This is a genomic window from Alcanivorax sp. (genome assembly GCF_040119285.1).
Taxonomy (GTDB): Bacteria; Pseudomonadota; Gammaproteobacteria; order Pseudomonadales; family Alcanivoracaceae; genus Alcanivorax.
The window spans coordinates 111005-136633 of record NZ_JBEDTY010000035.1 but is presented as its reverse complement, the minus strand read 5'-3'; the positions used below and the strand labels follow the sequence as shown (position 1 = coordinate 136633).

Genomic DNA, 25629 nt, shown 5'->3' with positions numbered 1-25629 from the left:
CCGCCCACACCACTCGCCGTAAATGGATGAATACGCGTACCAATATGACTGATAAGTCCCCAGGAAAAAAAACCACCCAAACCTATCCCTGCCCCCAGTGCAAAACCCTGACCCGCTGGGACAGCAACGCCTGGCGTCCTTTTTGTAGCGAACGCTGCAAGCTTATTGATTTGGGGGATTGGGCGACAGAACGCCACGCGATTCGGGGTGAGGACGATGCCCCCGGAGACTTCGAAGAGTTTTAACAACGGTTGTTTACCGCAACGGCCACGCTATTGTCGTTAGCGCATAGGAAATGTCGGATTACGCCGCTTCGCGGCTAACACGACCTACCTGAAAGCCCCAATCCAGCACGCCGCTACAGTGGCCAGAAAGCCCGAATGCCTGCAATACCGACAGCACCGTGATCACGAGCGCTGGCCAGATCCCCCGGCGTAACCCCACCCAGCGCATAACAGGCAAGCGGTGTTCCTTTCATTAACAACTCAGCCTGCAGCCAGCCTAACGCAGGTTTTCCCGGGTGTGTTGGCGTGGGGAGGATCGGTGACATCAGCGCCATATCCAAGCCAAGAGACACAGCCTTGTCCCGTGAGGCCATATCATGAACCGCCGCACTGGTGATCCCATCAAACGCGGGTCGTTCATCCAGTTGCGCAAGAACCCGCCCCGGAAAATGCAGGGCAAATACACCCAGCGCCTTCGCTGTAGCCATATTCCGCGCACCCGCAGCGCGTAACCAGACCTTTACGCCTTTCTCGTGGCAGCGCCCCACAATGGTCGACATCTCAGCATGGTCACTCCACTGCCGCAGATAGAGCCCCTGTCGCTCAGCATCCAGTCGATCAATACCCGATAACAACTTGCGAAGTGAAATATCTTCCGGCGCGACCACCAACTGTTCGGGCAAGCGTATGGCATTCACCACCGGCTGATTAGCCGCCGGGAAATGCAGTCCTGCCAGCGCTCCCGGAAGAAACCACTGTACCGGCTGCCCTTCCCGCCCTTCAGGCTGCCCCTGCCAGGCATAAACATCACGAAAGTGCAGGGTCACGTGGATATCATCGTATTGATGGGCAATGGTCATGAAGGGAGTAGAAGCTGAATCGATCATGCCAAGCTCTTCTTCCAGCTCCCGGGCCAGTGCTACGCCCAACGTCTCCCCTGACTCCACTTTGCCGCCAGGAAACTCCCAGCGCCCACCCTGATGCTTGTGGTCGGCCCGCTTGCTCAGGCAAATACAGCCATCGGCGCCACGAATGATGGCGGCAACGACGATGAGTGAAGGGGTTGGGCTTGTTGCCATGGGTGTTTTCCACATCTCTGCGCGAGACTGAGTGCAAGTGAACCACCTGGCGTGGCCATCAAGCTTCTCGCTTGCGAGCAAGCTCATTGCGTACTCAGCGGCTTGTCGGATTACGCCTTTCAGGCTAATTCGACCTACGGTCTACAGTCTCGCGTGTTGTCTGGTGCGTATCTACGTCCGATACTCCGCATTGATCTTCACGTAGTCATAGCTGAAGTCACAGGTCCAAACCGTACACTGTGCACCCCCCGCTGACAGATCTGCACGGATGGTGATTTCCGGGTTTGCCATCACCGCCGCACCTTGTGCTTCTTCATAGCTGTCCGCTACGCCTCCCCGCTCTACCAGCGGCAAATCGCCCAGCCAAACGCTGACCTTGTCTACATCCAGCGCTGCAATCGGGGCCCGGCCTATGGCGGCCAGAATACGGCCCCAGTTCGGGTCAGAGGCAAATAGGGCCGTTTTCACCAAGGGTGAATGGGCAATGGTTTCTGCCACTACTCGCGCGTCGCTCTCGTTGGCAGCACCGGTCACGGTAATCTCCACAAACTTGGTGGCCCCTTCACCATCACGCACCAGGGCCTGGGCCAGTTCAGTGAAAACCTCTTCCAGCGCCTGATACAACAACTGGCTATGGCCCTCCAGTGCCGTAATTTCATTCATTTCAGCTTGGGCCGTGCTAATCAACATGCAGGCGTCATTCGTGGAGGTATCGCCATCGACCGTCACCCGGTTGAAAGATTTATCTGCCAACGCTTTCACCCACTGGTCCAGCAACGGCTTGGCAATCGGCGCATCGGTGGCGATAAACCCCAGCATAGTGGCCATGTTCGGCTTGATCATGCCAGAGCCCTTGGACATCCCTGTCACCGTCACCGGCACACCATTCATTTCCACCCGCCGGCTAGTGAGTTTAGGGTAGGTATCGGTCGTCATGATACCTTCTGACGCCCGCCCCCAGTGGTGAGGGTCGAGCTCAGCCAGCGCCTTTGGCAAGCCGGAGGCGAACGCTGCCAAAGGGAACTGCTCGCCAATCACTCCGGTGGAGTAGGGCAAAACTTCATCTGCTTGACAGCCCGCCGCTTGGGCCAGCAATTCACAACTCGCCAGGCAGTTTTCAAGGCCTTTTTTCCCCGTGCCTGCATTGGCGTAACCAGTATTGATCATTAGATAGCGGGGCGTGGTAGCGGCCAAGCGGGATTTCGCCACCTGAACCGGCGCCGCACAGAAACGGTTGAGCGTAAAGACGCCGCTGACGCGGCTGCCTTTTGCCAACTCCAGCACCACCAAATCTTTGCGATTCGCTTTCTTGATACCGGCTTCTACGGCGGCAAGCCGCACGCCGGGGACCGGCAACCACTCAGACTGTGTCATCACGCTTATCCTGCTATCCATGTGTTGAAAGCTTGCTATGAAACAAACGCTCTGCCAAGCGTTCAGATTTTCAGCCTTGCTGTCGGCTTATTTATCGGATTACGGCTTCGCTTAATTCGACCTACGAATTAACAAACCAGCACCAAGCCTAAAACGACGAACGCTAACAAAGAAAGCACCGGTATTACCGGTGCTTTTGTCTTTACTCACAGCGAGAAGCTAGTAGCTCGACGCTGTTTATTCAATTTTCCCGTGGCACTGCTTGTACTTCTTGCCGGAGCCGCAAGGGCAAGGTTCGTTGCGGCCTACTTTGCGTCCATCGCGCACCACCGTTTTAGGCTGCTCACCCTGCTGGCGAGGTTCAGCATTACCATCCGTGCCGGGCTCAGCCACCGCCTGCATCTTCATTTTTTCGGCCTGCACGCGCGCTTCTTCCTCACGCTGCTGTTCAAGGCGCTCTACTTCGTCATCGCGACGTACCTGGAAGCTGTGCAGCACCCGGATCAGTTCGTGCTGAATCTGGTTGAGCAGACCTTGGAACAACTCGAAAGCTTCTTTTTTGTATTCCTGCTTGGGGTTTTTCTGGGCATAACCACGCAGATGAATACCCTGACGCAGATGATCCATGCTCGCCAGATGCTCTTTCCAGTGGCGGTCAAGAATCTGCAGCATCAAGTGTTTCTCGATCTTGCGCAGGTCTTCGGTGCCGATTTCAGCCTCTTTTCGCTGATAATCTTCGTCCATGCGCTCGACCAGCTTTTCAATTAAGCCTTCAATATGCAGCTGGTTATCCTCGTGGAGCCATTGGCCCACAGCCGCATCACACTGGAATTCCGCCTCCAGGGTTTTTTCAAGGCCGGGGATATCCCACTGATCTTCCACAGAGCCCGGTGCCATATAATCGTGGACCAATTCTGTCACCACATCGCGGCGAATCCCTTTCACGGAATTCACCAGATCCTCGGCTTCCAGAATCTGGTCACGCTGCCCGTAGATGACCTGACGTTGGTCGTTAGCTACGTCATCGTATTCCAGCAGGTTCTTGCGGATATCAAAGTTGCGCCCTTCCACCTTGCGCTGAGCGTTTTCAATGGCGCGCGTTACCCAGCGGTGCTCAATGGCCTCACCGTTTTCAAGGCCCAGGGAACGCATCAAATTCCGAATCTTGTCTGACGCAAAAATTCGCATCAGGTCATCTTCCATGGAGAGGAAGAAGCGGGTGTAGCCCGGGTCACCCTGGCGCCCTGCACGGCCACGCAGCTGATTATCGATACGACGGGACTCATGTCGCTCGGTACCGATAATATGCAACCCTCCGGCTTCCATGACGATGTCGTGGTTCGCTTGCCATTCGGTGCGGATTTTCTCCGCTTCTGTCTCAGACGGAGTCTCCATGTGCTTGATCTGCTCTTCGGGATTACCGCCGAGCACGATATCCGTACCCCGGCCAGCCATATTCGTCGCAATCGTCACTGCCCCGGGACGCCCCGCCTGAGCAATAATCTGGGCCTCGCGTTGGTGAAACTTGGCGTTCAACACTTCGTGATGAATCTTGTCCTGCTTCAGACGCTTGGACAAATACTCCGAGGCTTCAATGGTAGCCGTGCCCACCAGCACCGGAGCCCCCTTAGCCACTGCCTCACTCACTTCCTTGACGATAGCATCGAATTTTTCCTGCAAACTCAAATACACCAGATCGTTAGCGTCAATACGCACCATCGGTTTATTGGTGGGCACCACCACCACATCCATCCCGTAAATCTGCCGGAATTCCAGCGCCTCGGTATCCGCCGTGCCGGTCATGCCCGACAATTTATTATAAAGACGGAAATAGTTCTGGAAGGTCGTAGACGCCAGCGTCTGGTTTTCCTGCTGGATATTCAGCTTTTCCTTGGCCTCGATAGCTTGGTGAATCCCTTCAGACCAGCGACGCCCCGGCATGGTACGACCGGTATGCTCGTCGACAATGACGATCTGGTCTTCCTGAACGATATAGTCCCGGTCGATATGGAACAGGGCATGGGCCTTCAACGCCGCATGAACATGGTGGAGCAACGCCAAATTATGGGCCGCGTACAGGCTCTCGCCCTGCTCCAGCAATTGATTGCTGACCAGCAGCCCTTCAATTTTCTGGTGACCGGTTTCAGTCAGTTCTACTTGCCGTTGTTTTTCATCAACGAAGTAATCACCCTCGCTCTCTTCCGTTTCTTTTTCCAGCTGCGGCATCAACTGATTCACCGCCTGGTACAACTCAGAAGAATCCGCCGCCGGGCCAGAAATAATCAACGGAGTTCGTGCTTCATCGATCAGGATGGAATCCACCTCATCGACGATGGCATAGTTCAACCCACGTTGAACCCGGTCCTCCAAACGAAAGGCCATGTTGTCGCGCAGGTAATCGAAGCCGTATTCGTTGTTGGTCCCGTAGGTAATATCTGAGGCATACGCGGCGCGTTTCTGCTCGGTCGGCTGCTGGGATAAAATGATCCCGACAGACAGGCCCAGAAATTCGTACAACGGACGCATCCAGTTAGCATCACGCTCGGCCAAGTAATCATTCACCGTAACCACATGCACGCCTTCACCGGAAAGTGCGTTCAGGTAGGCTGGCAGCGTTGCCGTCAGGGTTTTACCTTCCCCGGTACGCATCTCGGAAATCCGCCCTTCGTGCAAGGAAATGCCACCCATCATCTGCACGTCAAAATGGCGCATACCCATCACCCGGGTGGACGCTTCACGGACTAGCGCAAACGCTTCAGGCAACAATTCATCTAGGGTTTTGCCCTCTTTAAAGGCCTGCCGGAATGCTTCAGTCTTATGTTGCAGGTCGCCATCGGTAAGCTGACCCATTGCGTCTGCGTGGCTATTTATGGCATCAACCAGCTTCGCCATCCGCTTGAGTTCACGATCATTTTTGGTGCCGATGATTTTTTTTACGATGGTACCCAGCATAAAACTTCCGGTTCAGTAAAAGTCAGGACAAACAGCCCGGTGGCGGCAAAGTGATTTCCCGCAAGACCCGATGTTGTTTTCCAAGGGGCGCCCCTGAAAAACAGCGGAGCCAACGCTGCACCATGCAAGCTTGGCTTCTCACACCCCCGCAATCTTGGTTTTTTGCGCGAAGCGGTGCGCGCGTCGCGAAAGCCACAAGGTCTAGCTCAGAATCTAAATGAGCGGTCTTATTTCACAAGGCCAGACATTCTAAACACAATAGGATGAAGAGATAAGGTGGTATTCCCGGTTATCAAGGGCGCTTAACGGAAAACGGCCCCTTTGCGGGGCCGTTTATCACAATTTTGCTACCGTCTTGCCCGATATATATAGGGTTGTGGATTCACTTGGGCACCATTTTTAAGCACTTCGTAGTGCACGTGTGGGCCTGTGGATCGCCCAGAACTACCCACTTTACCTACCACATCGCCAGTTCGAACAATTTCGCCGGGCTTAACCAGCAACTCTTTAGCGTGACCATAGCGGGTAGATAAGCCATTACCGTGGTTGATTTCTACCATGCGCCCATAACCAGAACGTTCGCCGGAATAGGTCACCACACCCGCGCCGGTGGCCACGATGGGCGTGCCTTCCTTACCGGCGAAGTCCACCCCTTTATGCCAAGCAACACGGCCAGAAAACGGATCAGAACGGCGCCCAAAACGGCTGGACATCCAGCCCTTCGCCAGCGGACGACCGGACAGATAGGTCTGCTCTTCCAATTGCTTGTCAGCCAACAGATCTTCCAGAATATCCAGCTGACGTTCGCGACGCTCCAGCGTAGTAGTCATCTGATCCAGCGCCACCATGAAAGAGGGCAACTCGTAGCTGGCGCTCTCTTCTGGCGTTTCCGGGCCACCCACGCCAGGAACACTGCTAAAATCGAATTCGTCGCCACCAATATCGGCGACTTCCACCAGGCGCTCACCCAACGCATCCAGGCGAACCAACCGAGCTTGAGCCTGCGCCAGCTTGAGCGTCAATGCCCGAAACTGCTCCTGGCTTTGCTGATCCAGCTCGGAAAGCGTTTGCTGCTGCTGTTCCAGCTGGCCAGCGAAACGCTCTGTCATAACCGGGGTAAATTCAGGCTGACCACCCACACGATAGGCCAAGAGATAGGCACTAACGCCAATAATGGTGGGGAACACTACCAACGCCAGAGCCAATAGCCAGGGCCAATGACGAGGAACGGGCAGTGTGCGCGAATGGCCGCGCTTGCTGTTAAGGACTATGATGTTCATAAGGTTTCGTAATGCACCAGCTTAAAGTCAGTCAATTCAAAATGTTACGTTATTGCTTTATAAATTTTTTTACAATCTGCAGGCTAGTCTAAGTAAAACTCATGAGCAAGACAACGTCGCCTAAAGCCCTTCTCACCCTGCTGAGCGGTCACCCCGCTTTGTCCGCTCTGGCGAAAGAAGCCCGGAAGACTCCTGCACAGGAGCAGAATAATCCTTTGCATTGCCTACCTCCTGCTCTGCGTGAGCGCGTCACCCTGGTAGAGGACCAGCATCGCTGGCTGGCAATCACGGAAACCAGTGCCACCGCCCAGCTCTTGCGCTTCCATCTGCCGAAACTGCAACAGGCGCTGCCCGGTCAGCAGATCAAGATCGTGGTGGGTGGCAAGCGCCAACCCATGCAAAACAATAGCCATGTCAGCAAACCGGCAGGCCCCCGTTTGGCTCAGGAAAGCGCCCGGCATATTGAAGCAGTAGCCGAAGCCATAGAGGATGACGCATTAAAAGCATCATTGAAGCGGCTCGCCAGCCGCGGTGAACCTGATTAGCTGAACATTTAAAATTCAATGTTGAAACGGGCCTTGGCGGATGGCACCAACCTCAACCTACATTCCTATATTTGCCTTTCTTACCGGTTCGCGGGCAAAACAGCACTTTTGATGCTGGCTTTCAACGGTGGACTCTAAACTTTTGAAAACCCACACCCTTGAAGCGAAAAGCCACCTGACTGCGGGAGACAGTCAGGTGGCCAACAGGGCTTCGACGTACAACCGAATTGCTTCGGCCAGAGCCAGCATCACTTCCGGGACATCTTGCCCCGAAGCGGCCAACCCACTTTCTTTACTATCTAGCCACCCCTTATTCTGCAGCTAGAACAGGGCGCATATAAGACACAGGCGCATCGGTGGCATCTTCAAACGTCACCACTTCGTAGGAATCCTCCTGACGGAGAATTTCCCGCAACAGCGCATTGTTGAGTGCATGGCCCGACTTGTGGCCAATAAACTCGCCGATCAGACTGTGGCCCAGCAGATACAAGTCGCCAATGGCATCCAGCATCTTGTGTTTGACGAACTCGTCGTCATAACGCAGGCCGTCTTCGTTTAGGATACGGTATTCGTCCACCACGATGGCGTTATCCACACTGCCACCCAACGCCAAGTTCTGGCTGCGCAGGAACTCGATATCGCGCATAAACCCAAAGGTTCGGGCGCGAGCCACTTCTTTCACGAACGAGGTCGTGGAGAAGTCGATACTGGCCAGCTGGTTGCGCTCTTCAAACACCGGGTGATCGAATTCAATAGAAAAGGTCACCTTGAAGCCATCAAAAGGCACGAATGTCGCCGTTTTGTCGTCTTCACGCACCGTTACTTCTTTCTTGATGCGGATAAACTTCTTGGCGGCTTCCTGTTCCTTGATTCCAGCAGATTGCAACAGGAAGACAAACGGACCAGCACTACCATCCATGATCGGCATTTCCGGGGCAGACAACTCCACAAAGGCGTTATCAATCCCAAGGCCGGCCATGGCGGACAAGAAGTGCTCTACCGTACCCACTTTCACGCCATCCTGAACCAGCGTGGAAGAGAGCGTGGTTTCGCCCACCGCGTCCGCCGCAGCCTTGATCTCCACCACCGGGTCCAGGTCCACACGCCGGAACACAATGCCGGTGTTCACGGGTGCCGGGCGCACGGTCATATAGACCTTTTCGCCGGTGTGAAGTCCTACGCCAGTGGCGCGGATCACGTTTTTTAGCGTTCGTTGTCTGATCATCAGTCTGTCACACAGCTGCGGGTACCCTAAAGGATACCGCTTTCCTCAACACAAAATTAGGGCGCGATTATACTAAAATAGCCCTATTTTGCACCCATCTCGCTAAGCCGTTAGTCGGCTTGGCGGCGCAGAAAGGTCGGGATATCAATGAAATCCAGATCTTCCGCGGTGCTCACCGCTTGGTGGCCACGACCACCGGCGGCTTGCTGGGCGGCGCGTTTACGCTCCACAGCCGGGCGATCCAGGTCACTGTAGTCAACCCGCCCGTCTGCTGCGACAGGAGTCTGACGGCCCCGCACGACTTTTAGTTCCTGTGCCGCTGCGCCCAGACCAGTGGCGACCACGGTGACGCTGATGCTGTCGCCCATATCCGGGTCGATGGCGGTACCAATGATCACATTGGCGTCATCCCCAGCCAGTTCGCTGACGATGTCACCCACTTCCGAGAACTCATCCAGAGCGATGGACTCGTTGGCGGTAATGTTAATCAGGATACCCCGTGCACCGCGCAGATCCACATCTTCCAGCAGCGGGCTGGAGATAGCGGCTTGGGCGGCTTCCGCTGCACGGTTGTCGCCACTCGCCGTACCTGTGCCCATCATCGCAGTGCCCATTTCGCTCATCACGGTGCGCACGTCAGCGAAATCCACGTTAATCATGCCGGGGCGAACAATCAGGTCGGCAATCCCTTTCACCGCACCCTGCAATACTTCGTTGGCCGCCTTGAAGGCGTCCAGCAGGCTAGTGGAGCCGCCCAATACTGCTTGCAACTTTTCGTTGGGAATGGTGATCAGCGAATGAACGTGTTCTTTCAGATCATCAATCCCCTGCTGGGCAGAGCGCATACGCTTTTTGCCTTCGAAGGGGAACGGTTTGGTCACCACGGCTACAGTCAAGATGCCCAGCTCCTTGGCGATTTCAGCCACTACCGGAGCTGCACCGGTACCCGTACCGCCGCCCATACCGGCGGTGACGAAGACCATGTCCGCGCCGTCCAGCAGTTCGGCGATGCGATCACGGTCTTCCTGGGCCGATTGACGGCCAATTTCCGGATTGGCGCCCGCACCCAAGCCTTTGGTTACCTGGCTGCCCAGCTGAATCACGGTTTTGGATGAGGCATTACGCAGGGCCTGGGCGTCCGTGTTGGCGCAGATGAAATCCACCCCTTCCACTCCGGAACGCACCATGTGATCCACGGCATTACCACCGCCACCACCGACACCTACCACTTTGATTACCGCGCCATGCGGCACGCTGTCTTCCAGTTTAAATTGCATGGTTGATCTCCCGTTGTTGCTTCCCTGGTTACTACTCATTACGTCGAAGTGTTCCGGTTATGTTGCCGCGGCCCGGAACAACCGCTTGCCCTTAGGTGACGCTTCGCGGGTGTTGCCTGATACGCGAAGCGTGCTGTGACTCTTGTTAAAAATTACCTTTGAACCAACCCTTTATACGTTCCAGCCAGTCCAGCTCACCACCACCGGCTTGAGCCTTGGCACTGGTGCCTTCCTTCTCCATGCGCTGGCCGTACAACAGCAGGCCCACAGAGGTGGAATAAATCGGATTTTTCACCACATCAATCAGCCCGGAAATACCCTGCGGCGCACCCAGGCGCACCGGCATATGGAAGATCTCCTCGGCCAGATCCACGGCCCCTTCGATCTTCGAGGAACCCCCGGTGAGCACGATGCCACCGGGAATCAGATCTTCAAATCCGGAGCGGCGAATTTCCGCCTGCACCAAGGTGAACAATTCGTCGTAACGTGGCTCCACTACCTCAGCCAGATTCTGACGGCTAAGGGTGCGCGGCGGACGATCACCCACGCTGGGCACCTTGATGGTTTCATCTGCGCCAGCCAACTGAGTCAGCGCACAGGCGTACTTGATTTTGATTTCGTCGGCATGCTGTTTGGGGGTGCGCAACGCCATGGCGATATCGTTAGTCACCTGGTCCCCAGCAATGGGAATATTGGCGGTATGACGAATGGCGCCTTCGGTGAAGATGGCGATATCCGTGGTGCCGCCGCCAATATCCACGATGCAGACACCCAGTTCGCGCTCATCTTCGGTGAGCACGGCGTGCGCACTCGCTAACTGCTCAAGGATGACGTCATCGACTTCCAAGTTGCAGCGGCGTACACATTTCTCGATGTTTTGCACCGCATTCACCGCACAGGTCACCAAATGCACTTTGGCTTCCAAACGCACGCCGCTCATGCCGATGGGCTCACGCACACCTTCCTGATTGTCCACCACATATTCCTGTGGCAGCACATGCAGGGTTTTCTGGTCCGCCGGAATCGCCACCGCTTGGGCCGCGTCGATCACCCGGTCGATATCTGCCTGGGCCACTTCCCGGTCGCGAATGGCAACAATGCCGTGGGAATTGAGGCTACGCACATGGGAACCGGCAATACCGGCGTACACCGTGTGAATATGACAACCCGCCATCAGCTCGGCTTCTTCCACCGCACGCTGAATGGAGCGCACTGTGGCTTCGATATCCACCACCACACCCTTTTTCATGCCCCGTGACGGTTGCGAGCCCAACCCGACGATTTCCAAGGTGCCATCGGCTGCTGTCTGGCCGACGATGGCAACCACCTTGGAGGTGCCAATATCGAGTCCGACAATCATGTTTTCTGTTGCTGTCGCCATGTCACCCTTTCTCCTAACTTTGCTGCTCGCGCCAGGTCACTGCCATGCCGTCCGCATAACGCAGATCCACCCGAGTTACCTGGCGACTATCCGTGCTCAGCACGCCACGATAAAGCCGCACAAAACGGCGTAATTTGGTGGTGTAATGCTCACGGTCAACCACCAGTTCCATGTCGTTATTTAGCGTCAGGCGCGCGGTCAGGCGCGCATTGACTTCCATACTGCGAATGCTCAAATCCACATCCGCCAACGTTTTGCCCATGCTGTGGTAGAAGCCCATGACTTCCTCCAGCCGCTGTTCCGGGCCATTCAGGTGAGGCAGGTTGGCCAGGTCGTACTGCTTCAGCGCCTTGAACGGCTGCCCGCTATCCGACACCAACACCGACTCATTCCACACGGCCACCGGACGCCTTTCTTCTACCGTCAGCACCACGGTATCGGGCCACTGACGGCGGACGGAAACCTCTTCCACCCAGCTCAATCCCTGCGATTGCTGGTAGATTTCCTCCAGCGGCACAGAGAAATAATTTTCTTCGCGCACTAGCGCCGCCAACGCGGTTTCTATCTGCTGCTGACGGCGCACATCGGTCACCCCATCCACGCCCACCTTGCGGATCGGGTAACCATCCAGCGCCGCCGGCAGGTAGATCACTGCCAGCAGGCTAACCATCGCCACCGAGCCCACCAGTATCCATGGCACCGCCGCTGCCATCCGCTCGCGCAGAGGTACGCCGACCTTTTTAACCGGCTTGCGGCGGGCGCCACGCGGCGCGGGGGCGTTTTTAGCCACGACCCCGTTCCAGCGCGTCCAGCAGAATTTCACCTACCAGCACATCGAAATCACGGCCAGTAGCTTTCGCGGCCATCGGCACCAAAGAATGGTCGGTCATACCTGGCACCGTATTCACTTCCAGCAACTGCCACTGGCCTTGTTCATCACGCATGACATCCACCCGGCCCCAGCCACGGCATCCGGCGACGCGGAACGCCGTGAGTGCCAACGTGCGCAACGTCTGCTCATCGGCCTCATCCAGCCCAGCCGGGCATAGATACTCAGTGCTATCGGACTGGTACTTGGCTTCAAAATCATAGAAGGCATGGGGCGTTTGCAGGCGGATAGCCGGCAAAGCTTCATCACCCAGCACCGCCACGGTGTACTCCGGGCCGTTCACCCAGGCTTCCACCAACACGTCCTGATCAAATTTTTCCGCGGCCACTAACGCTTCGGCCAGTTCCTCGGTGTTATCGGCCTTGGCCATGCCAATGGACGACCCTTCGTGGGCTGGCTTGACGATCACCGGGAAGCCCAGCTCTGCCTCTTCACGCCCAGCCACATAAAAGGCCGGGGTGGGCAAACCCGCACCTTTCCACAGTTGCTTGGTACGCACCTTGTCCATGCCGATAGCCGACGCCATCACGCCGGAGCCTGTGTAGGGAATTTCAAGATGCTCCAATACGCCTTGAATCACGCCGTCTTCGCCACCGCGGCCATGCAAGGCAATAAAGGCGGCATCAAACCCTCTCAAGGTATCGACGCTCTTATCCGCCGGGTCCACCAGCTCTGCAATCAAGCCCAGGTTACGCAACCCCGCATGTACCGCCGCTCCACTCTTCAGCGACACAGGGCGTTCTGCAGATCGACCACCAGCCAGCACTGCGACGCGGCCCACTCGGCTCAATCTTTCTTTCAATGCACGCTTATCCATGGCCGCCTCCCTGAGCAACCAACTGCTTGGCGATGGCACCGACATTACCCGCGCCTTGGGTGACGAGCAGATCGCCATTCTGGAGCTGGTTGGCCAGCAAGCCTTGCAGCTTGTCCGGATCATCCACAAACACCGGCTCCAGCCCGCGTTTGCGCAGACTGCGACACAGAGCACGGGCGTCAGCACCGGGGATGGGGTCTTCTCCAGCGGCATAGACTTCCAGCATCAGCAATACATCCACACCGGACAATACTTCCACGAAGTCCTCGTAAAGGTCTTGAGTGCGGGTATAACGGTGTGGCTGGAACAGCATGGCCAGCCGACGGTCCGGCCAGCCTTCACGGATAGCATCAATGGTGGCGGCCACCTCACGGGGATGGTGACCGTAGTCATCCACCAGCGTCGCGCTGCCTCCATCAAAGTGATACTCGCCCTGCACATCAAAGCGACGCCCGACGCCAGTAAAGTTGTTCAGTCCACGGATAATGGCCTCGTCGTCCGCTCCCTCATCCGCCGATACCGCAATAGCGGCCAGCGCATTTAGCACGTTATGGCGTCCGGGCATATTCAGCGACACATCCAGTGGCTCGCCTTCGGCGCGCACCACCCGGAAATGAGTCACCATGCCGTCCTGCCGCACGTTCTCCGCACGCAGGTCCGCATCCTCGCTGAAGCCATATCGAATCACCTGACGATTGACCCGGGGGAGCAGCTTGCGCACTACCGGATCATCCACACACATCACCGCCACACCGTAGAACGGCAGGTTGTGAAGAAACTCGATAAAGGTATTCTCCAGCTGAGCGAAATCGCCGCCGTAGGTATGCATGTGATCCGCATCAATATTGGTGACGATAGCGCTCATGGGCTGCAAGTGCAGGAAACTGGCATCGGACTCATCCGCTTCCGCCACCAGATAACGGCTCTGCCCCAGGCGTGCATTGGTGCCCGCACTATTCAAACGGCCGCCAATGACGAAGGTCGGGTCCAGCCCTGCCTCTGCCATGATCGCTGCGGTTAATGACGTAGTGGTGGTCTTGCCGTGGGTGCCGGCCACCGCGATGCCGTGGCGAAAACGCATTAACTCCGCCAACATCTGTGCCCGTGGCACCACCGGAATACGGCGCTCATGGGCCGCCGCCACTTCCAGGTTCTCGGTATTCACCGCGGTGGAGGTCACCACCACATCTGCCCCATCGATATTCTCGGCACGGTGGCCAATGTCCACTCTCACACCCAGGCCCCGCAGGCGCTCTAGCACCGGCGATTCCTTAATGTCGCTGCCGCTGATGGCATAACCCTGGTTGGCCAGCACTTCCGCAATGCCGCACATGCCCACACCGCCGATACCCACAAAGTGGATACCGCGAATGCGGCGCATCTCCGGCACCGTATGAATGTTGTCGTTATCGGCCATTGGCCACCTCCTCACACAGCGTGGCGGCTCGCTCTGCACTATCCGCCATCGCCTGCTCACGGGCCCGCTCGGCGATTTGCGCCAACAGGCCACGCTCTGCAACCGGTTTCAAGGTGCCAGCAAGGCTTACCGCACCCAGGTCCCGTTGGGGCAGCAACAGGGCAGCCCCGCGCTCTGATAACCAACGGGCGTTCAGTGTTTGGTGGTCATCCACCGCGCTGGGGAGGGGCACAAACAGGGCGGCCACGCCCGCTGCGGCCACTTCCGCCACGGTCAGTGCGCCCGCCCGGCAGATCACCAAATCTGCCCAGCCGTAGGCTTCTGCCATGTCATCAATGAACTCACTCACCTGAGCCTGCAACCCCAGCGCCTGATATATCGGCGCAGCTTCAGCGGTACGCCCGGCACCGCATTGATGGCGCACCTGTATATCACGACCCAGTACCGCCAATAGTAATTCCGGCAGATCCTGATTAAGTACCAGCGCCCCTTGGCTTCCGCCCAGAACCAGCACACGAAGCCCGCCCTGATGCTGAGCATAACGGCGAGACGGCTCCTCTAGAGCAGTAATCTGCGGACGCACCGGGTTGCCCACCCAACAGGCTTGCGGATTACCAAAAGCACCCTGGAACCCTTCCAGGGTCACCGTCGATAAACGAGACAACAATCGATTAGTCAGCCCCGGGACCGCATTCTGCTCGTGTACAACCACCGGCACCTTGCACAAGCGCGCAGCCAGCCCACCGGGGCCGCTGGCAAAACCACCAAAGCCCACCGCCAGCACCGGCTGACGGGCGCGAATCAGCTGCCGCGCCTGTAACACCGCCCGCAACAGATTGAACGGCGCAGTCAACTTGCGCTTGATGCCACCACCGCGTAGACGGGAGACGGACAACTCGGCGATTTCGTAGCCATATTGGCGCGCTAGCTTGCCTTCCATGCCGTTTTCCGCGCCCAGCCAAAGAATCTCGAAACCGCGGGTACGCAGTTGATCAGCCACCGCCAACGCAGGGAATACATGCCCACCCGTACCGCCAGCCATAATCAGGACGGTGCCACTCATCGTGCAACCCTCCCTCTGGCTTTCAGGTGATCCGCTTCCGCCCCGGCTCGCAAAATCAGCCCCACCATGGCGGCGGAAATCAACAGGGAGGACCCCCCATAGCTGATAAAGGGCAGGGTCAGCCCTTTGGTGGGCAGCAGCCCCATGTTCACGCCCAGGTTAATAAATGCCTGGGAGCAAAACACGAAGGCACAGCCATAGACGAGGTAAGCGTGGTACAACAACCCGCGCGCTTCCAAACGGTGGCCAATACGGAACACCCGCCAACCCAGCAGAATAAAACCACCGATTAGCGCCACATTTCCCAGCAGCCCCAGTTCTTCGGACATCACCGCATAGACAAAATCCGTATGGGCTTCTGGCAGATAAAATAGCTTCTGTACACTGTTACCTAGCCCCACACCAAACCAGTGCCCACGGCCAAACGCAATCAGGCTCTGGGTCAGCTGATAGCCAGAACCAAACTGGTCTGCCCAAGGGTCGGTAAAGGTCATCAACCGTGCCACCCGGTAAGGTTCGGCAAAGGCGACCAACCCGCCCAGTGCCACCGCAATCAAACCGATCAGCAGGAACCGCAGAGTCGGCACGCCAGACAAAAACAACATGCCCATGGCGGTAATTCCCAGCACCACCACCGCGCCGAAGTCTGGCTCAAGCAGCAACAACAGCATCAGCACACCCAGCAAACCCAACGGCAGCAAGAAGGCCTTCCATTCGGTTTCCAGCGCGGCTTTGCGTTGCGCCACATACCCCGCTAGATAAAGCACAAAGCACAGTTTGACGATTTCTGAAGCCTGAATGGTCAGGCCGGGCAAAGCGATCCAGCGGGTGGAACCATTCACTGTACGGCCCAGCCCAGGAATAAACACCATCACTAATGCCACCAGCGCCACAGGCAGCATCACAAAACGCAAGCGCTCCAGAAGTGCCAGCGGCACCGCGTAATACACAAAGGCGCCCACACCCAGGCCCAGCGCCAAATAAATGCCGTGGCGCATGGCGTAATAAAAGGGGTCACCCAAGCGGGTTTCCGCAATCTGCAAACTGGCGGATGACACCATCACCAGCCCCGCCAAGGCCAACAAAATAGCCGTCCACAACAGCGGCTTATCGATCCCCGTATGGTCTACTTTCAGGATCATGCGCTCAGTCATGGCACAACTCCCGGGCACGGGTAGTGAAATCATCGCCGCGGGCAGCAAAACCGCTGTATAGATCAAACGAAGCACAGGCCGGTGACAGCAAAACGGCATCGCCCGGTTGTGCCAGAGCATGGGCGCGACGTACCGCAACAGCCATATCTGCCACTACCTCACAGGGCGCTGCAGACATGCCCTGTGCTACGGCAGTACGATCTTCACCCATCAATAGGGCGGCACGTAAATACTGCCGGGCAGGCTCGGCCAGCGGAGAGAAGTCCTGCCCCTTGCCTAGACCACCAGCAACCAGAATCACTTTGCCCTCGATGCTTTCACCGATCCCGGTCAGCGCCGCCAAGGTGGCGCCCACATTGGTGGCCTTCGAATCGTTAAACCAGCGCACGCCACCCGATTCGGCGACCAGCTGGCAACGATGCGGCAGCCCGGTAAAGGCTTTCACTGTGGCCAGCGCCTTATCCCGATTCAAAGAGAGCGCGTCACTGATCGCCAGAACCGAGAGAATATTCATGGCATTATGGTGGCCGGTGAGCGCCAACTCTGACAGCGACAATAAGGGTTCGCCTCGGCACAGCAGCTGACCGTTTTCGCTATCTAGCCGATAATCCGCTTCCGGGTGGGCGCCAAAACTGATCTGCCGGGCCACCGTAGCCGGCGGACGGGTTGCCAGGTCGTCACGATTCCAGACCGCCACCTGGCAGCCATCGTAAACGCGCTGCTTGGCCGCCAGGTAATCTGCAAAGCTGGCATACCGGTCCAAATGATCCTGCGACACGTTTAACACTGTGGCCACTTCCGCGCTCAAGCTATAAGTGGTTTCCAACTGAAAGCTGGACAACTCAAGAACGTACAACCGCGCTTGGTCGTCCAGCAATTCCAGCGCCGGCACACCCAGGTTGCCGCCGATGCCCGGGTTCATCCCGCAGGCATCTGCCACTTGCCCCAGCAACGTGGTCACTGTGCTTTTGGCGTTGGAGCCGGTGATGGCCACCAGCGGCTCACTGGCCGCACGGGCGAACAGCTCAATGTCACCGATCACTTCTTTGCCATTCACTACCTGCTCAGCAATGGCGGGCGTGGACACCGCCACACCCGGGCTCACGATCAGACGACGGGCCTTGCCCATCCAGCCTTTCTTGAAGCCACCGGTATGCACTTTCAGGCCCGGAAAATCTGCGCACAGGGCATCCAGTCCGACCGGTTCAGCACGGGTATCAATGGCGCGCACGGGCATGCCCTGATCCGTTAGATAGCGGATCACGGAGCGGCCTGTTACACCCAGGCCAATGACCAGATCAAACCCGTCTTTCGCCATAAATTGACTCAATCCCCTATCGGATTTTCAGGGTCGCCAGACCCACAAGTACAAGAATCACGGTGATGATCCAGAACCGCACAATGATCTTCGGCTCCGGCCACCCCTTCAGCTCAAAATGGTGATGAATAGGCGCCATCCGGAAAATCCGCCGACCGGTGAGCTTGAACGAGCCCACCTGCAGCATCACCGATACCGTTTCCATCACGAACACACCGCCCATGATGAAAAGCACAATTTCCTGGCGGACGATCACCGCCATCACACCGAGCACCGCCCCCAAGGACAGCGCGCCTACATCGCCCATAAACACCTGAGCGGGATACGCGTTGAACCAGAGGAAACCCAACCCCGCCCCACACAGGGCAGCAGAAATAATCACCAGCTCACCGGCACCCGCCACATAGGGAATCTGCAAATATGTAGCGAACTCGGCATGACCACCGGCGTAAGCAAAAATGCCCAAAGCGCCGCCCACCAGCACGGTGGGCATAATCGCCAGGCCATCCAGCCCGTCGGTGAGATTCACCGCATTGCTGGTACCGTTAATCACAAAATAGGTCAGCACGATGTAGAACCAGCCCATATTGATGGCGACGCTTTTGAAGAACGGCACGATCAACTGGGTTTCCACCGGGCTCTGCGCGGTGAAGAACAAGGCGCACCCAGCGCCGAGTGCACCAACAGACAGCCACAAATATTTCCAGCGAGCAGGCAGGCCCCGCGGGTTCTTTTCCACCACCTTGCGCCAGTCATCCACCCAGCCCACGGCGCCGAAAACAAACAACACACCCAAGGTGATCCATACAAAACGGTTTTCCAGGTCGCCCCACAGCAAGGTGGAAATAACGATAGCCACCAGAATCAGCGCGCCGCCCATGGTGGGGGTGCCGGCCTTGCTCAGATGGCTCTTCGGGCCATCATCACGGATCGCCTGCCCCACCTGTTTTTCCTGCAACATGCGGATCATGATCGGGCCGACCCAAAAAGCGATGAACAAAGCCGTGAGGACACTTAAGATGCCGCGCAAAGTGATGTACTGCACCACCAGAAAACCGCTGTGGTATTGCGCAAGATATTCAGCCAGCCAAAGCAGCATCAGCGTGCCCCCTGTGTGAGTGTGTGTTCTTGTGTCGCCAACAGCTTTACCACCGCTTCCATACCGGCGCTGCGCGACCCTTTCACCAACACAGTGCCACCTTGTTCCAGCACCGGGGCACTCCAATTCGCCGCCTGTTGATAGTCCTTGGCAATGTTTGCCGCTTCGCCATAGCCCCGTGCAGCTGCTGCTGCACCGGTCATCACCACCAAACCGGCAATGCCGGCCTGCTGAGCGTATTCACCTAATGCTTCTACCAGGCTGTCCGCCTGCGGGCCCAACTCACCCATTTCACCCAGCACCAGCATTTGTGGTGCGGGCTGTGCGGCCAACCAGTCGATGGCTGCACGTACCGAGCCCGGATTAGCGTTATAGGTATCGTCAACCACCGCGCCGGTGCCGGCGGATTGAATATGCATCCGCCCAGGCACGGGCTTGAGCGCTGCCAGTCGCGGCAACACCTGAGGCAAACTTTCGCCTAGCGCGCGGACCGCTGCGCAGGCCATCAGGGCATTGCTCACCTGATGCGCCCCCGGCAGCGGGACAAGAACCGCGTCGCCCAGCGGCTGAAGTACGAACTCGGCACGGTCGCGGTGGAGGACAATGTTCTCTGCATACAGGTCGGCGCTGGCCCGTGTGCTTTCGTCCATACTCACTCGCACCACGGTCAAACCCGCAGCACGAGCTTTTTCTGCAAAAAAATCGGCAAAGCTATCATCGTTGTTAACGATCGCCTGACCACCCTGCGTACAACCGGTAAAAATTTCTGCCTTGGCGTCGGCTATGCCCTGCATGGAGCCAAAGCCCTCTAGATGCGCCCCGGTTACATTCGTCACTAACACCACCTGCGGGCGCGTCAACGAACTGGTCCACGCGATTTCGCCCGGTGCATTGGCACCCAGCTCAATCACGGCATAACGATGCTCGGCACGCAGCCGCAGCAGAGTTAGCGGCACACCCACGTCATTATTAAAATTGCCATTGGTGGCCAAGGTACCTTCGCCCAGCATGGTCGCCGCCATTTCTTTCACGGTGGTTTTGCCGGCATTACCGGTCACCGCCAGGCGGGGCATGCCGAACTGAGCGGCATAGCCACCGGCAAGTCGCCCCAAACCTTTACGGCTATCGGCAACCTGCACAACGTTGTCGAAACAGTCCTGCTCGTGCTCGACCAAAGCAGCAATGGCGCCACCGTTTTTGGCAGACGCTAGAAAATCATGGGCATCAAAGCGCTCACCGCGCAGCGCGGCAAACAGACAGCCGGGTTCAATATCGCGGGTATCGGTGGCTACCGCATTCACTTTCAGGTCGTCACCGTGCAGGGCACCGCCGGTCCACTGGGCGATCTGTGACAGCCACATCATTGTGCACCTCCCCGAGCGTTGAACGCCTTGCGGGCCAGATCACGATCATCACTGGGGTAACGCACACCCTTCACTTCCTGATAATCCTCATGGCCTTTGCCGGCAAGCAGAATCACATCGCCGTCACTGGCCGCCTGCACCGTATCCATCACCGCTCGATCACGTTCAACAATGATCTGCACTGACCCTGTGTCAGTGAGCCCAACGCACATTTCATCGATGATTTTTTGCGGATCTTCGCTGCGCGGATTATCGCTGGTAAACACCACTTGATCCGCGCCACGCTCAGCGACCGCGGCCATTTGTGGGCGCTTGCCGGTATCCCGGTCGCCTCCGCAACCCACGATGCAGAACAAGCGACCAGTGAAGTGCGCACGGCAGGCTTGCAGAGCTTTTTCCAGCCCATCCGGAGTGTGGGCGTAATCGACAATCACCGTAGGACAGCCGGCTTGCCGTACCGGTTCCATGCGACCGGGCACCGGCGTTATCGTCGTCAATGCGCCGATCAAGGAAGCCGTGCCCACGCCCTGACCATGCAAGATCCCGGCAACCGCCATCACGTTACTGAGGTTAAAATGGCCGAACAGCGGCAAAGTGACTGTGAAAGACTCTCCGCCTACGTTCAGTTCGGCAGTGGTTCCCTCAGTGGTGAAGGCCACTGAACCGCAGCGAACAGTGGCGCCGGCCTGGTCGCCGAAGGTTACACAGCGTACGCCATCGGCCAGACAGCCCACCAACGAATACGCCACCGGGTCGTCACAATTAATCACCGCCAACTTCACGCCGTCACGGGTGAATAACACAGATTTGGCTGCCAAATAGGCTTCCATGTCACCGTGGTAATCCAGATGATCACGGCTCAGGTTACTGAATACGGCCACCGGCACCGGAGTCGATCCCAGCCGATGCTGATCCAGCGCATGGGAGGACACTTCCATGGCCACAGTATCGGCACCCGCCTCACGAACCCGGGCTAAGCCAGCCTGGAGGGTAATCGGATCCGGCGTGGTATGGCCGGTAATCTGTTCATTATCTTTCAGGCCCAAACCCAGTGTACCGACCAACGCACAGCGGTGGCCCAGCGCATTCAGTGCATCACGCAGGAACCATGTAATGCTGGTTTTGCCGTTGGTGCCCGTCACCCCTACCACATTCATGGTCGAGCCAGGCTCCCCGTACCAACGGGCCGCAAGCTCACCCACCGAACGGGTCAGCCCGGGGAAATTCACCCGTGGCACCGCCTGCTCCTGCTGAACAGCAAATGTTTCTGCCTCAGCCACTACTGCCACCGCACCGGCAGCAATCGCCTGGCTGACAAACTGGCGACCATCGCTGGCTACGCCCTGCACGGCCAAAAAGGCATCACCGGGCGTGACTTTGCGGCTATCGAGCTGTAACCCTGAAAGCACAACACCCGCCGCAGTCGCAGGCAGGGTGGTATTAGGTAGCAGCTGCTGGAGAGTCATCATGAGCGATCCTCCCCGTCCGGCCCGCCGGCCAGCAGCCCGTCAGGCTTGTCCGGTGGCACATGGAGCGAGCGCAATACGCCACTCATGATGCGAGAAAATGCCGGCGCCGCGACGAGTCCACCGTAATAGGCATCACCCGCCGGATCATCAATCACCACCACGGTGACAATGCGCGGATCCGTTGCCGGGGCCAACCCGGCGAACAAACCGATATAGTTATCATCGGCGTAGCCGCCGTTTACTACCTTATGCACGGTGCCGGTCTTGCCGGCCACCTGATAGCCCGGCACCTGGGCCCGGCGCGCGGTGCCAACACGGCTGACCACCGTTTCCAGCATCTGTACCAGCTGGCGAGCCGTCGCCTTGCCGATCACCTGTTCACCCTGCGGCGGCTGATCCACTTTCTTCAAGGTCAGCGGCACTTTGACGCCATCGTTAGCGATCACCGCATAGGCCTGGGCCAACTGCACCGCAGAGACACTCAAACCGTAACCATAGGACAGGGCCGCTCGCTCAACTTCGCGCCATTTGCTGCGCAGCGGCAAAAGCCCGTCGCTTTCGCCAGGAAACGCGATGTGGGTGGATTGGCCGAAACCAAAGCGCTCCAGATAGCCCGGCAATGCCTGCGAATCCATGGCTAACGCCAGCTTGCTGGTCCCCACGTTGGAGCTTTTAGTGAGCACAGTGGTGATATCGATAACACCGTAATCGCGATGATCTCGAATCGTTTTGCTGCCCACCCGCAAGGTGCCCGGGTGGGTATTAATGGTAGTGGACGGCGTGACCATGCCCATTTCCAACGCCGCCGCCACAGTAAAGGGCTTCATGGTGGAGCCTGGCTCGAACAGGTCAGTCACAGCGCGATTACGCAGCGCCCCGGTATCCAGGTTGCCACGATTATTGGGGTTGTAGGCCGGCTGATTCACCATGGCTAATACTTCGCCGGTGCGCACATCCAACACAACCGCACTGCCCCCTTTCGCATTAAATTTTTGCACCGCTCCGAGCAATTCTCGGTAGGCCAGATACTGCAGGCGAAGGTCGATACTGAGCGTAACATCTTCACCCGGTTCCGCCGGTTCCAGCACTTCGATATCCTGAATCACCCGGCCCAACAGATCCCGCACCACCTTCTTGCGACCGGAATGCCCGGACAAATGATTTTCCAAGGACAGTTCAATGCCTTCTTGGCCTTGGTCATCGATATTGGTGAAACCCACCACATGGCTTGCCACTTCACCGGCCGGGTAATAACGACGGTATTCTGTCAGTGCATAGACACCAGGCACATTCAAACTCAACACTGTCTTGGCTGCTTCCGGTGCCAGCCCCCGCTCCAGATAGATAAATTCACGGGACTCATGACGGCGAACCTTGCGGGCAAACGCCTTCTGATTGATCACCGGGTTACCGGCCAAACGCCCCCACTGCTCCTGGTGCTCCATGGCTTCGCGGGGATTCACCCAGAGCGTCACCACCGGCGTACTTACCGCCAGTGGCTTACCTGCACGATCACGAATCACACCCCGATGGGCCGCCAGCGGCTCCACCCGCAAGTTGCGGATGTCCCCTTGGTGGGCCAGAAAATCATGCTGAATAACCTGAAGATCCACCGCCCGAATCAACAACAGACAGGCACACACCGACCAGAAGCCCAGCACAAAGCGCCAGCGCATCAGGTGATTCGGTTGCCGTGTCTTGCGGGCCTGTTTCTTCATGGCCTTATCAGCACTCTCTCATCAGTCTTGGGTAACTTCATGCCCAGCTTTTCTCTGGCCAGGCGCTCCACCCGGGCGTAACTACCCCAGGTACTGTGTTCCAACAATAACTGACTCCACTGGCTTTCCAGTCGAGTCTGACGCTGCTGTAAACGTTGACTTTCATCCGTAAAACGGCGCGCCTGATGCACGCTATAACTGACGCCCAGCGCAGACATCACTACTAGCACCAGCAGTACGCGAATCACCCACGGCGCTGCCATCAGGCCACCTTCTCCGCAATACGCAGCACCGCACTACGCGAGCGTACATTCACTTTCAGCTCAGCCTTGCTGGCCCGCATGGCCTTACCCACCGGTTCCAGCCGCTGGGGCAGCTCATCGCCCAACGGCAGGCCACCGCGCCCTTTCGGCGCCCGGCCAGAGTGATCGCGAATAAACAGTTTCACGATCCGGTCTTCCAAAGAATGGAAGCTGATAATGGCGAGACGCCCGCCGATGGCGAGCGTCTCGAGGGACTGTTCGAGCACCTGATCCAGCGCATCCAGCTCCCCATTTATATGTATTCGTAGCGCCTGAAAACTTCGCGTGGCCGGGTGCTTGCCCTGCTCATTACGACCCAGCACGGACTCGATCAAGTCGGCCAACTGCAGGGTGCGGGTAATCGGCTGCTCTTTACGGGTTTCACAAATACGCTTGGCAATCCAGCGAGATTTGCGCTCTTCACCATAGCGATACAGCACATTGGCGATATCTTTTTCCGCCGCGTAGGACAACCACTCGGCCACGCTCTCGCCCTGGGTCGGGTCCATGCGCATGTCGAGCGGGCCGTCACGCAAAAAGCTAAAACCCCGTGCCGCATCATCCAGCTGCGGAGAGGAAACGCCCAGATCCAGCAACAAGCCGTCAATTGGCCGACCGGCCTGCTCCACCGCTTGTGGCAGGCAATCAAACCGGCTGGCCACCATATGAAAACGGCTATCGCTAGCAGCCAATTGCTGGCCAGCAGCAATCGCTTGCGGGTCGCGATCAATACCCGTCAGGCGACCGTTCGCGCCCAGGTGCGAAAGCAAGGCGCGGCTGTGGCCACCACGACCAAAAGTGCCGTCCACATAAAAACCTTCGCTCTGGCTGAACCACATATCCAGCACCTCTTCCAGCATTACCGGCTGGTGTGCGTACTGCGTATCCTCGGTCGTCATTAGAACGACAGCTCCTGCACACTTTCCGGCAACGCTGCCGGGTCCAGGGTGCCATCCACATCGGCCCAACTCTCTTCTTTCCAGATTTCGAAACGGTGCAGTTGGCCGATCAGCATGGCGCGTTTCTCCAAGCTAATAGCCGCCCGCAATTCCGGCGGCACCAACAAACGACCACTGCCGTCCATCTCAATTTCAGCGGCTTGGCCCAAGAAACGCCGTTTGAGCTGGCGAACCTGCGGGTTGGAGTCTCGCTGTTCAGACAGTTTTTTTGCGGTGTCCATAAATTCGGTGCGCGGGTAGAGCGCCAGGCAATCATCAAAGGGGTGCAGCGTAAGCACAAGCTGGCCACCGCACGTCTCGATTAACGACGCACGGTACCGAGTCGGCATGGTTAGCCGCCCTTTGGCATCCAGATTGAGTGCTGCGCTCCCAGTAAACACTGGCCATCCTCTTGCTCTTGGTTATGCGGTTCCTTCCTTGGCTTTTGTCCCACTTCATGACACCCGCCAACAAGAAATTCCCACTTTTTCCCACTTTCCACCACATTGAGACACTCTAGGGCCACAGCAAAGCTCAAGTCAAGCGTGACGCCACGCAGAAACGTAAAAGAATTCCCAAAAAAATCAGACTGTTAGGGGTCATTTGAACAGAATAGAACGCACAAGGAAGCGACGAACGGAGGGAGTTCCTTGATGAATCAGGGCGCTGGGACGCGCAGAAGAGAAAGCACTTTAAGTTTTAGATGAATTAGCTATTAATGATTTTATTTATATACCGAAAAAG

22 protein-coding genes are annotated in these 25629 nt (G+C 57.4%); 2 read left to right on the top strand and 20 right to left on the bottom strand.

Annotated features, from left to right (window positions below; all coding sequences use genetic code 11):
* Positions 1–44 precede the first annotated feature (44 nt).
* A complete protein-coding gene (locus tag ABNH10_RS14105; RefSeq protein WP_349386535.1) occupies positions 45–245 on the top strand; it encodes a DNA gyrase inhibitor YacG in 201 nt (66 codons plus the stop codon).
* Positions 246–358: 113 nt separating this feature from the next.
* Here ABNH10_RS14105 and ABNH10_RS14100 read toward each other — a convergent pair whose 3' ends face one another.
* The 4 genes from ABNH10_RS14100 to ABNH10_RS14085 all read right to left on the bottom strand — a co-directional run bounded on the left by ABNH10_RS14100 (position 359) and on the right by ABNH10_RS14085 (position 6909).
* Entirely contained in the window at positions 359–1303 is a 945-nt protein-coding gene (locus ABNH10_RS14100; protein ID WP_349386534.1) for a Nudix family hydrolase, read from the bottom strand.
* 171 nt (positions 1304–1474) lie between these two features.
* On the bottom strand, positions 1475–2698 hold the full coding sequence (argJ, locus tag ABNH10_RS14095; RefSeq protein WP_502877137.1) for a bifunctional glutamate N-acetyltransferase/amino-acid acetyltransferase ArgJ: 1224 nt from the start codon (positions 2696–2698) through the stop codon (positions 1475–1477).
* A gap of 216 nt (positions 2699–2914) precedes the next feature.
* Positions 2915–5629: a preprotein translocase subunit SecA gene (gene secA, locus ABNH10_RS14090; protein ID WP_349386532.1), complete on the bottom strand. Its 2715-nt coding sequence runs from the start codon at positions 5627–5629 to the stop codon at positions 2915–2917.
* A gap of 347 nt (positions 5630–5976) precedes the next feature.
* The gene (locus ABNH10_RS14085) at positions 5977–6909 is read right to left on the bottom strand and encodes a M23 family metallopeptidase (protein ID WP_349386531.1); all 933 of its coding nucleotides are present in this window, start codon (positions 6907–6909) and stop codon (positions 5977–5979) included.
* Between the two features lie 101 nt (positions 6910–7010).
* Here ABNH10_RS14085 and ABNH10_RS14080 point away from each other — a divergent pair, with 101 nt between their 5' ends.
* Positions 7011–7454 carry a hypothetical protein gene (locus ABNH10_RS14080; RefSeq protein ID WP_349386530.1) on the top strand — a complete coding sequence of 148 codons (444 nt, stop codon included), beginning with the start codon at positions 7011–7013 and terminating at the stop codon, positions 7452–7454.
* A 310-nt stretch (positions 7455–7764) separates the two neighbouring features.
* Here ABNH10_RS14080 and lpxC read toward each other — a convergent pair whose 3' ends face one another.
* From lpxC to mraZ, 16 genes are all read right to left on the bottom strand, one after another.
* Positions 7765–8679 (bottom strand): UDP-3-O-acyl-N-acetylglucosamine deacetylase, encoded by a 915-nt coding sequence (gene lpxC / locus ABNH10_RS14075; protein WP_288367986.1) that lies wholly within the window; start codon positions 8677–8679, stop codon positions 7765–7767.
* A 110-nt stretch (positions 8680–8789) separates the two neighbouring features.
* Positions 8790–9956 carry a cell division protein FtsZ gene (gene ftsZ / locus ABNH10_RS14070; protein WP_288367985.1) on the bottom strand — a complete coding sequence of 389 codons (1167 nt, stop codon included), beginning with the start codon at positions 9954–9956 and terminating at the stop codon, positions 8790–8792.
* 145 nt (positions 9957–10101) lie between these two features.
* A complete protein-coding gene (gene ftsA, locus ABNH10_RS14065; protein ID WP_288367984.1) occupies positions 10102–11337 on the bottom strand; it encodes a cell division protein FtsA in 1236 nt (411 codons plus the stop codon).
* A gap of 13 nt (positions 11338–11350) precedes the next feature.
* The gene (locus ABNH10_RS14060) at positions 11351–12127 is read right to left on the bottom strand and encodes a cell division protein FtsQ/DivIB (protein ID WP_288367983.1); all 777 of its coding nucleotides are present in this window, start codon (positions 12125–12127) and stop codon (positions 11351–11353) included.
* Positions 12120–13043, bottom strand: coding sequence for a D-alanine--D-alanine ligase (locus ABNH10_RS14055; protein ID WP_349386529.1), 924 nt, complete (start codon positions 13041–13043; stop codon positions 12120–12122). The genes ABNH10_RS14060 and ABNH10_RS14055 overlap by 8 nt, the downstream gene beginning before the upstream one ends.
* Positions 13036–14460, bottom strand: coding sequence for a UDP-N-acetylmuramate--L-alanine ligase (gene murC, locus ABNH10_RS14050; RefSeq protein WP_349386528.1), 1425 nt, complete (start codon positions 14458–14460; stop codon positions 13036–13038). Before murC ends, ABNH10_RS14055 begins: the two co-directional genes overlap by 8 nt.
* Positions 14450–15523: an undecaprenyldiphospho-muramoylpentapeptide beta-N-acetylglucosaminyltransferase gene (murG, locus tag ABNH10_RS14045; protein WP_349386527.1), complete on the bottom strand. Its 1074-nt coding sequence runs from the start codon at positions 15521–15523 to the stop codon at positions 14450–14452. Before murG ends, murC begins: the two co-directional genes overlap by 11 nt.
* Positions 15520–16677, bottom strand: coding sequence for a putative lipid II flippase FtsW (gene ftsW / locus ABNH10_RS14040; RefSeq protein WP_349386526.1), 1158 nt, complete (start codon positions 16675–16677; stop codon positions 15520–15522). The genes murG and ftsW overlap by 4 nt, the downstream gene beginning before the upstream one ends.
* Positions 16670–17995 carry a UDP-N-acetylmuramoyl-L-alanine--D-glutamate ligase gene (gene murD / locus ABNH10_RS14035; RefSeq protein WP_349386525.1) on the bottom strand — a complete coding sequence of 442 codons (1326 nt, stop codon included), beginning with the start codon at positions 17993–17995 and terminating at the stop codon, positions 16670–16672. The genes ftsW and murD overlap by 8 nt, the downstream gene beginning before the upstream one ends.
* Before the next feature lie 16 nt (positions 17996–18011).
* Complete coding sequence (gene mraY, locus ABNH10_RS14030) at positions 18012–19094, bottom strand: phospho-N-acetylmuramoyl-pentapeptide-transferase (RefSeq protein ID WP_011587881.1); 1083 nt, start codon at positions 19092–19094, stop codon at positions 18012–18014.
* A complete protein-coding gene (locus ABNH10_RS14025) occupies positions 19094–20458 on the bottom strand; it encodes a UDP-N-acetylmuramoyl-tripeptide--D-alanyl-D-alanine ligase (RefSeq protein ID WP_349386524.1) in 1365 nt (454 codons plus the stop codon). The genes mraY and ABNH10_RS14025 overlap by 1 nt, the downstream gene beginning before the upstream one ends.
* Complete coding sequence (locus ABNH10_RS14020) at positions 20455–21927, bottom strand: UDP-N-acetylmuramoyl-L-alanyl-D-glutamate--2,6-diaminopimelate ligase (protein WP_349386523.1); 1473 nt, start codon at positions 21925–21927, stop codon at positions 20455–20457. The genes ABNH10_RS14025 and ABNH10_RS14020 overlap by 4 nt, the downstream gene beginning before the upstream one ends.
* Entirely contained in the window at positions 21924–23645 is a 1722-nt protein-coding gene (locus ABNH10_RS14015) for a peptidoglycan D,D-transpeptidase FtsI family protein (RefSeq protein WP_349386522.1), read from the bottom strand. Before ABNH10_RS14015 ends, ABNH10_RS14020 begins: the two co-directional genes overlap by 4 nt.
* A complete protein-coding gene (gene ftsL, locus ABNH10_RS14010) occupies positions 23642–23908 on the bottom strand; it encodes a cell division protein FtsL (RefSeq protein WP_349386521.1) in 267 nt (88 codons plus the stop codon). Before ftsL ends, ABNH10_RS14015 begins: the two co-directional genes overlap by 4 nt.
* Complete coding sequence (gene rsmH / locus ABNH10_RS14005; protein ID WP_349386520.1) at positions 23908–24846, bottom strand: 16S rRNA (cytosine(1402)-N(4))-methyltransferase RsmH; 939 nt, start codon at positions 24844–24846, stop codon at positions 23908–23910. Before rsmH ends, ftsL begins: the two co-directional genes overlap by 1 nt.
* On the bottom strand, positions 24846–25286 hold the full coding sequence (mraZ, locus tag ABNH10_RS14000; protein WP_349386519.1) for a division/cell wall cluster transcriptional repressor MraZ: 441 nt from the start codon (positions 25284–25286) through the stop codon (positions 24846–24848). Before mraZ ends, rsmH begins: the two co-directional genes overlap by 1 nt.
* Positions 25287–25629 lie beyond the last annotated feature (343 nt).

Excerpts from the sequence above, each read along its gene's own strand:
- murC (WP_349386528.1), bottom strand. The coding sequence starts at position 14,460 with ATGGCCGATAACGACAACATTCATACGGTGCCGGAGATGCGCCGCATT.
- ABNH10_RS14080 (WP_349386530.1), top strand. The coding sequence starts at position 7,011 with ATGAGCAAGACAACGTCGCCTAAAGCCCTTCTCACCCTGCTGAGCGGT.
- ftsW (WP_349386526.1), bottom strand. The coding sequence starts at position 16,677 with ATGACTGAGCGCATGATCCTGAAAGTAGACCATACGGGGATCGATAAG.
- mraY (WP_011587881.1), bottom strand. The coding sequence starts at position 19,094 with ATGCTGCTTTGGCTGGCTGAATATCTTGCGCAATACCACAGCGGTTTT.
- ABNH10_RS14100 (WP_349386534.1), bottom strand. The coding sequence starts at position 1,303 with ATGGCAACAAGCCCAACCCCTTCACTCATCGTCGTTGCCGCCATCATT.
- ABNH10_RS14020 (WP_349386523.1), bottom strand. The coding sequence starts at position 21,927 with ATGATGACTCTCCAGCAGCTGCTACCTAATACCACCCTGCCTGCGACT.
- ABNH10_RS14015 (WP_349386522.1), bottom strand. The coding sequence starts at position 23,645 with ATGAAGAAACAGGCCCGCAAGACACGGCAACCGAATCACCTGATGCGC.
- murD (WP_349386525.1), bottom strand. The coding sequence starts at position 17,995 with ATGGCGAAAGACGGGTTTGATCTGGTCATTGGCCTGGGTGTAACAGGC.
- ftsL (WP_349386521.1), bottom strand. The coding sequence starts at position 23,908 with ATGGCAGCGCCGTGGGTGATTCGCGTACTGCTGGTGCTAGTAGTGATG.
- ABNH10_RS14085 (WP_349386531.1), bottom strand. The coding sequence starts at position 6,909 with ATGAACATCATAGTCCTTAACAGCAAGCGCGGCCATTCGCGCACACTG.
- ftsZ (WP_288367985.1), bottom strand. The coding sequence starts at position 9,956 with ATGCAATTTAAACTGGAAGACAGCGTGCCGCATGGCGCGGTAATCAAA.
- murG (WP_349386527.1), bottom strand. The coding sequence starts at position 15,523 with ATGAGTGGCACCGTCCTGATTATGGCTGGCGGTACGGGTGGGCATGTA.
- ftsA (WP_288367984.1), bottom strand. The coding sequence starts at position 11,337 with ATGGCGACAGCAACAGAAAACATGATTGTCGGACTCGATATTGGCACC.
- argJ (WP_502877137.1), bottom strand. The coding sequence starts at position 2,698 with ATGGATAGCAGGATAAGCGTGATGACACAGTCTGAGTGGTTGCCGGTC.
- lpxC (WP_288367986.1), bottom strand. The coding sequence starts at position 8,679 with ATGATCAGACAACGAACGCTAAAAAACGTGATCCGCGCCACTGGCGTA.
- secA (WP_349386532.1), bottom strand. The coding sequence starts at position 5,629 with ATGCTGGGTACCATCGTAAAAAAAATCATCGGCACCAAAAATGATCGT.
- ABNH10_RS14025 (WP_349386524.1), bottom strand. The coding sequence starts at position 20,458 with ATGATGTGGCTGTCACAGATCGCCCAGTGGACCGGCGGTGCCCTGCAC.
- ABNH10_RS14105 (WP_349386535.1), top strand. The coding sequence starts at position 45 with ATGACTGATAAGTCCCCAGGAAAAAAAACCACCCAAACCTATCCCTGC.
- ABNH10_RS14055 (WP_349386529.1), bottom strand. The coding sequence starts at position 13,043 with ATGGATAAGCGTGCATTGAAAGAAAGATTGAGCCGAGTGGGCCGCGTC.
- rsmH (WP_349386520.1), bottom strand. The coding sequence starts at position 24,846 with ATGACGACCGAGGATACGCAGTACGCACACCAGCCGGTAATGCTGGAA.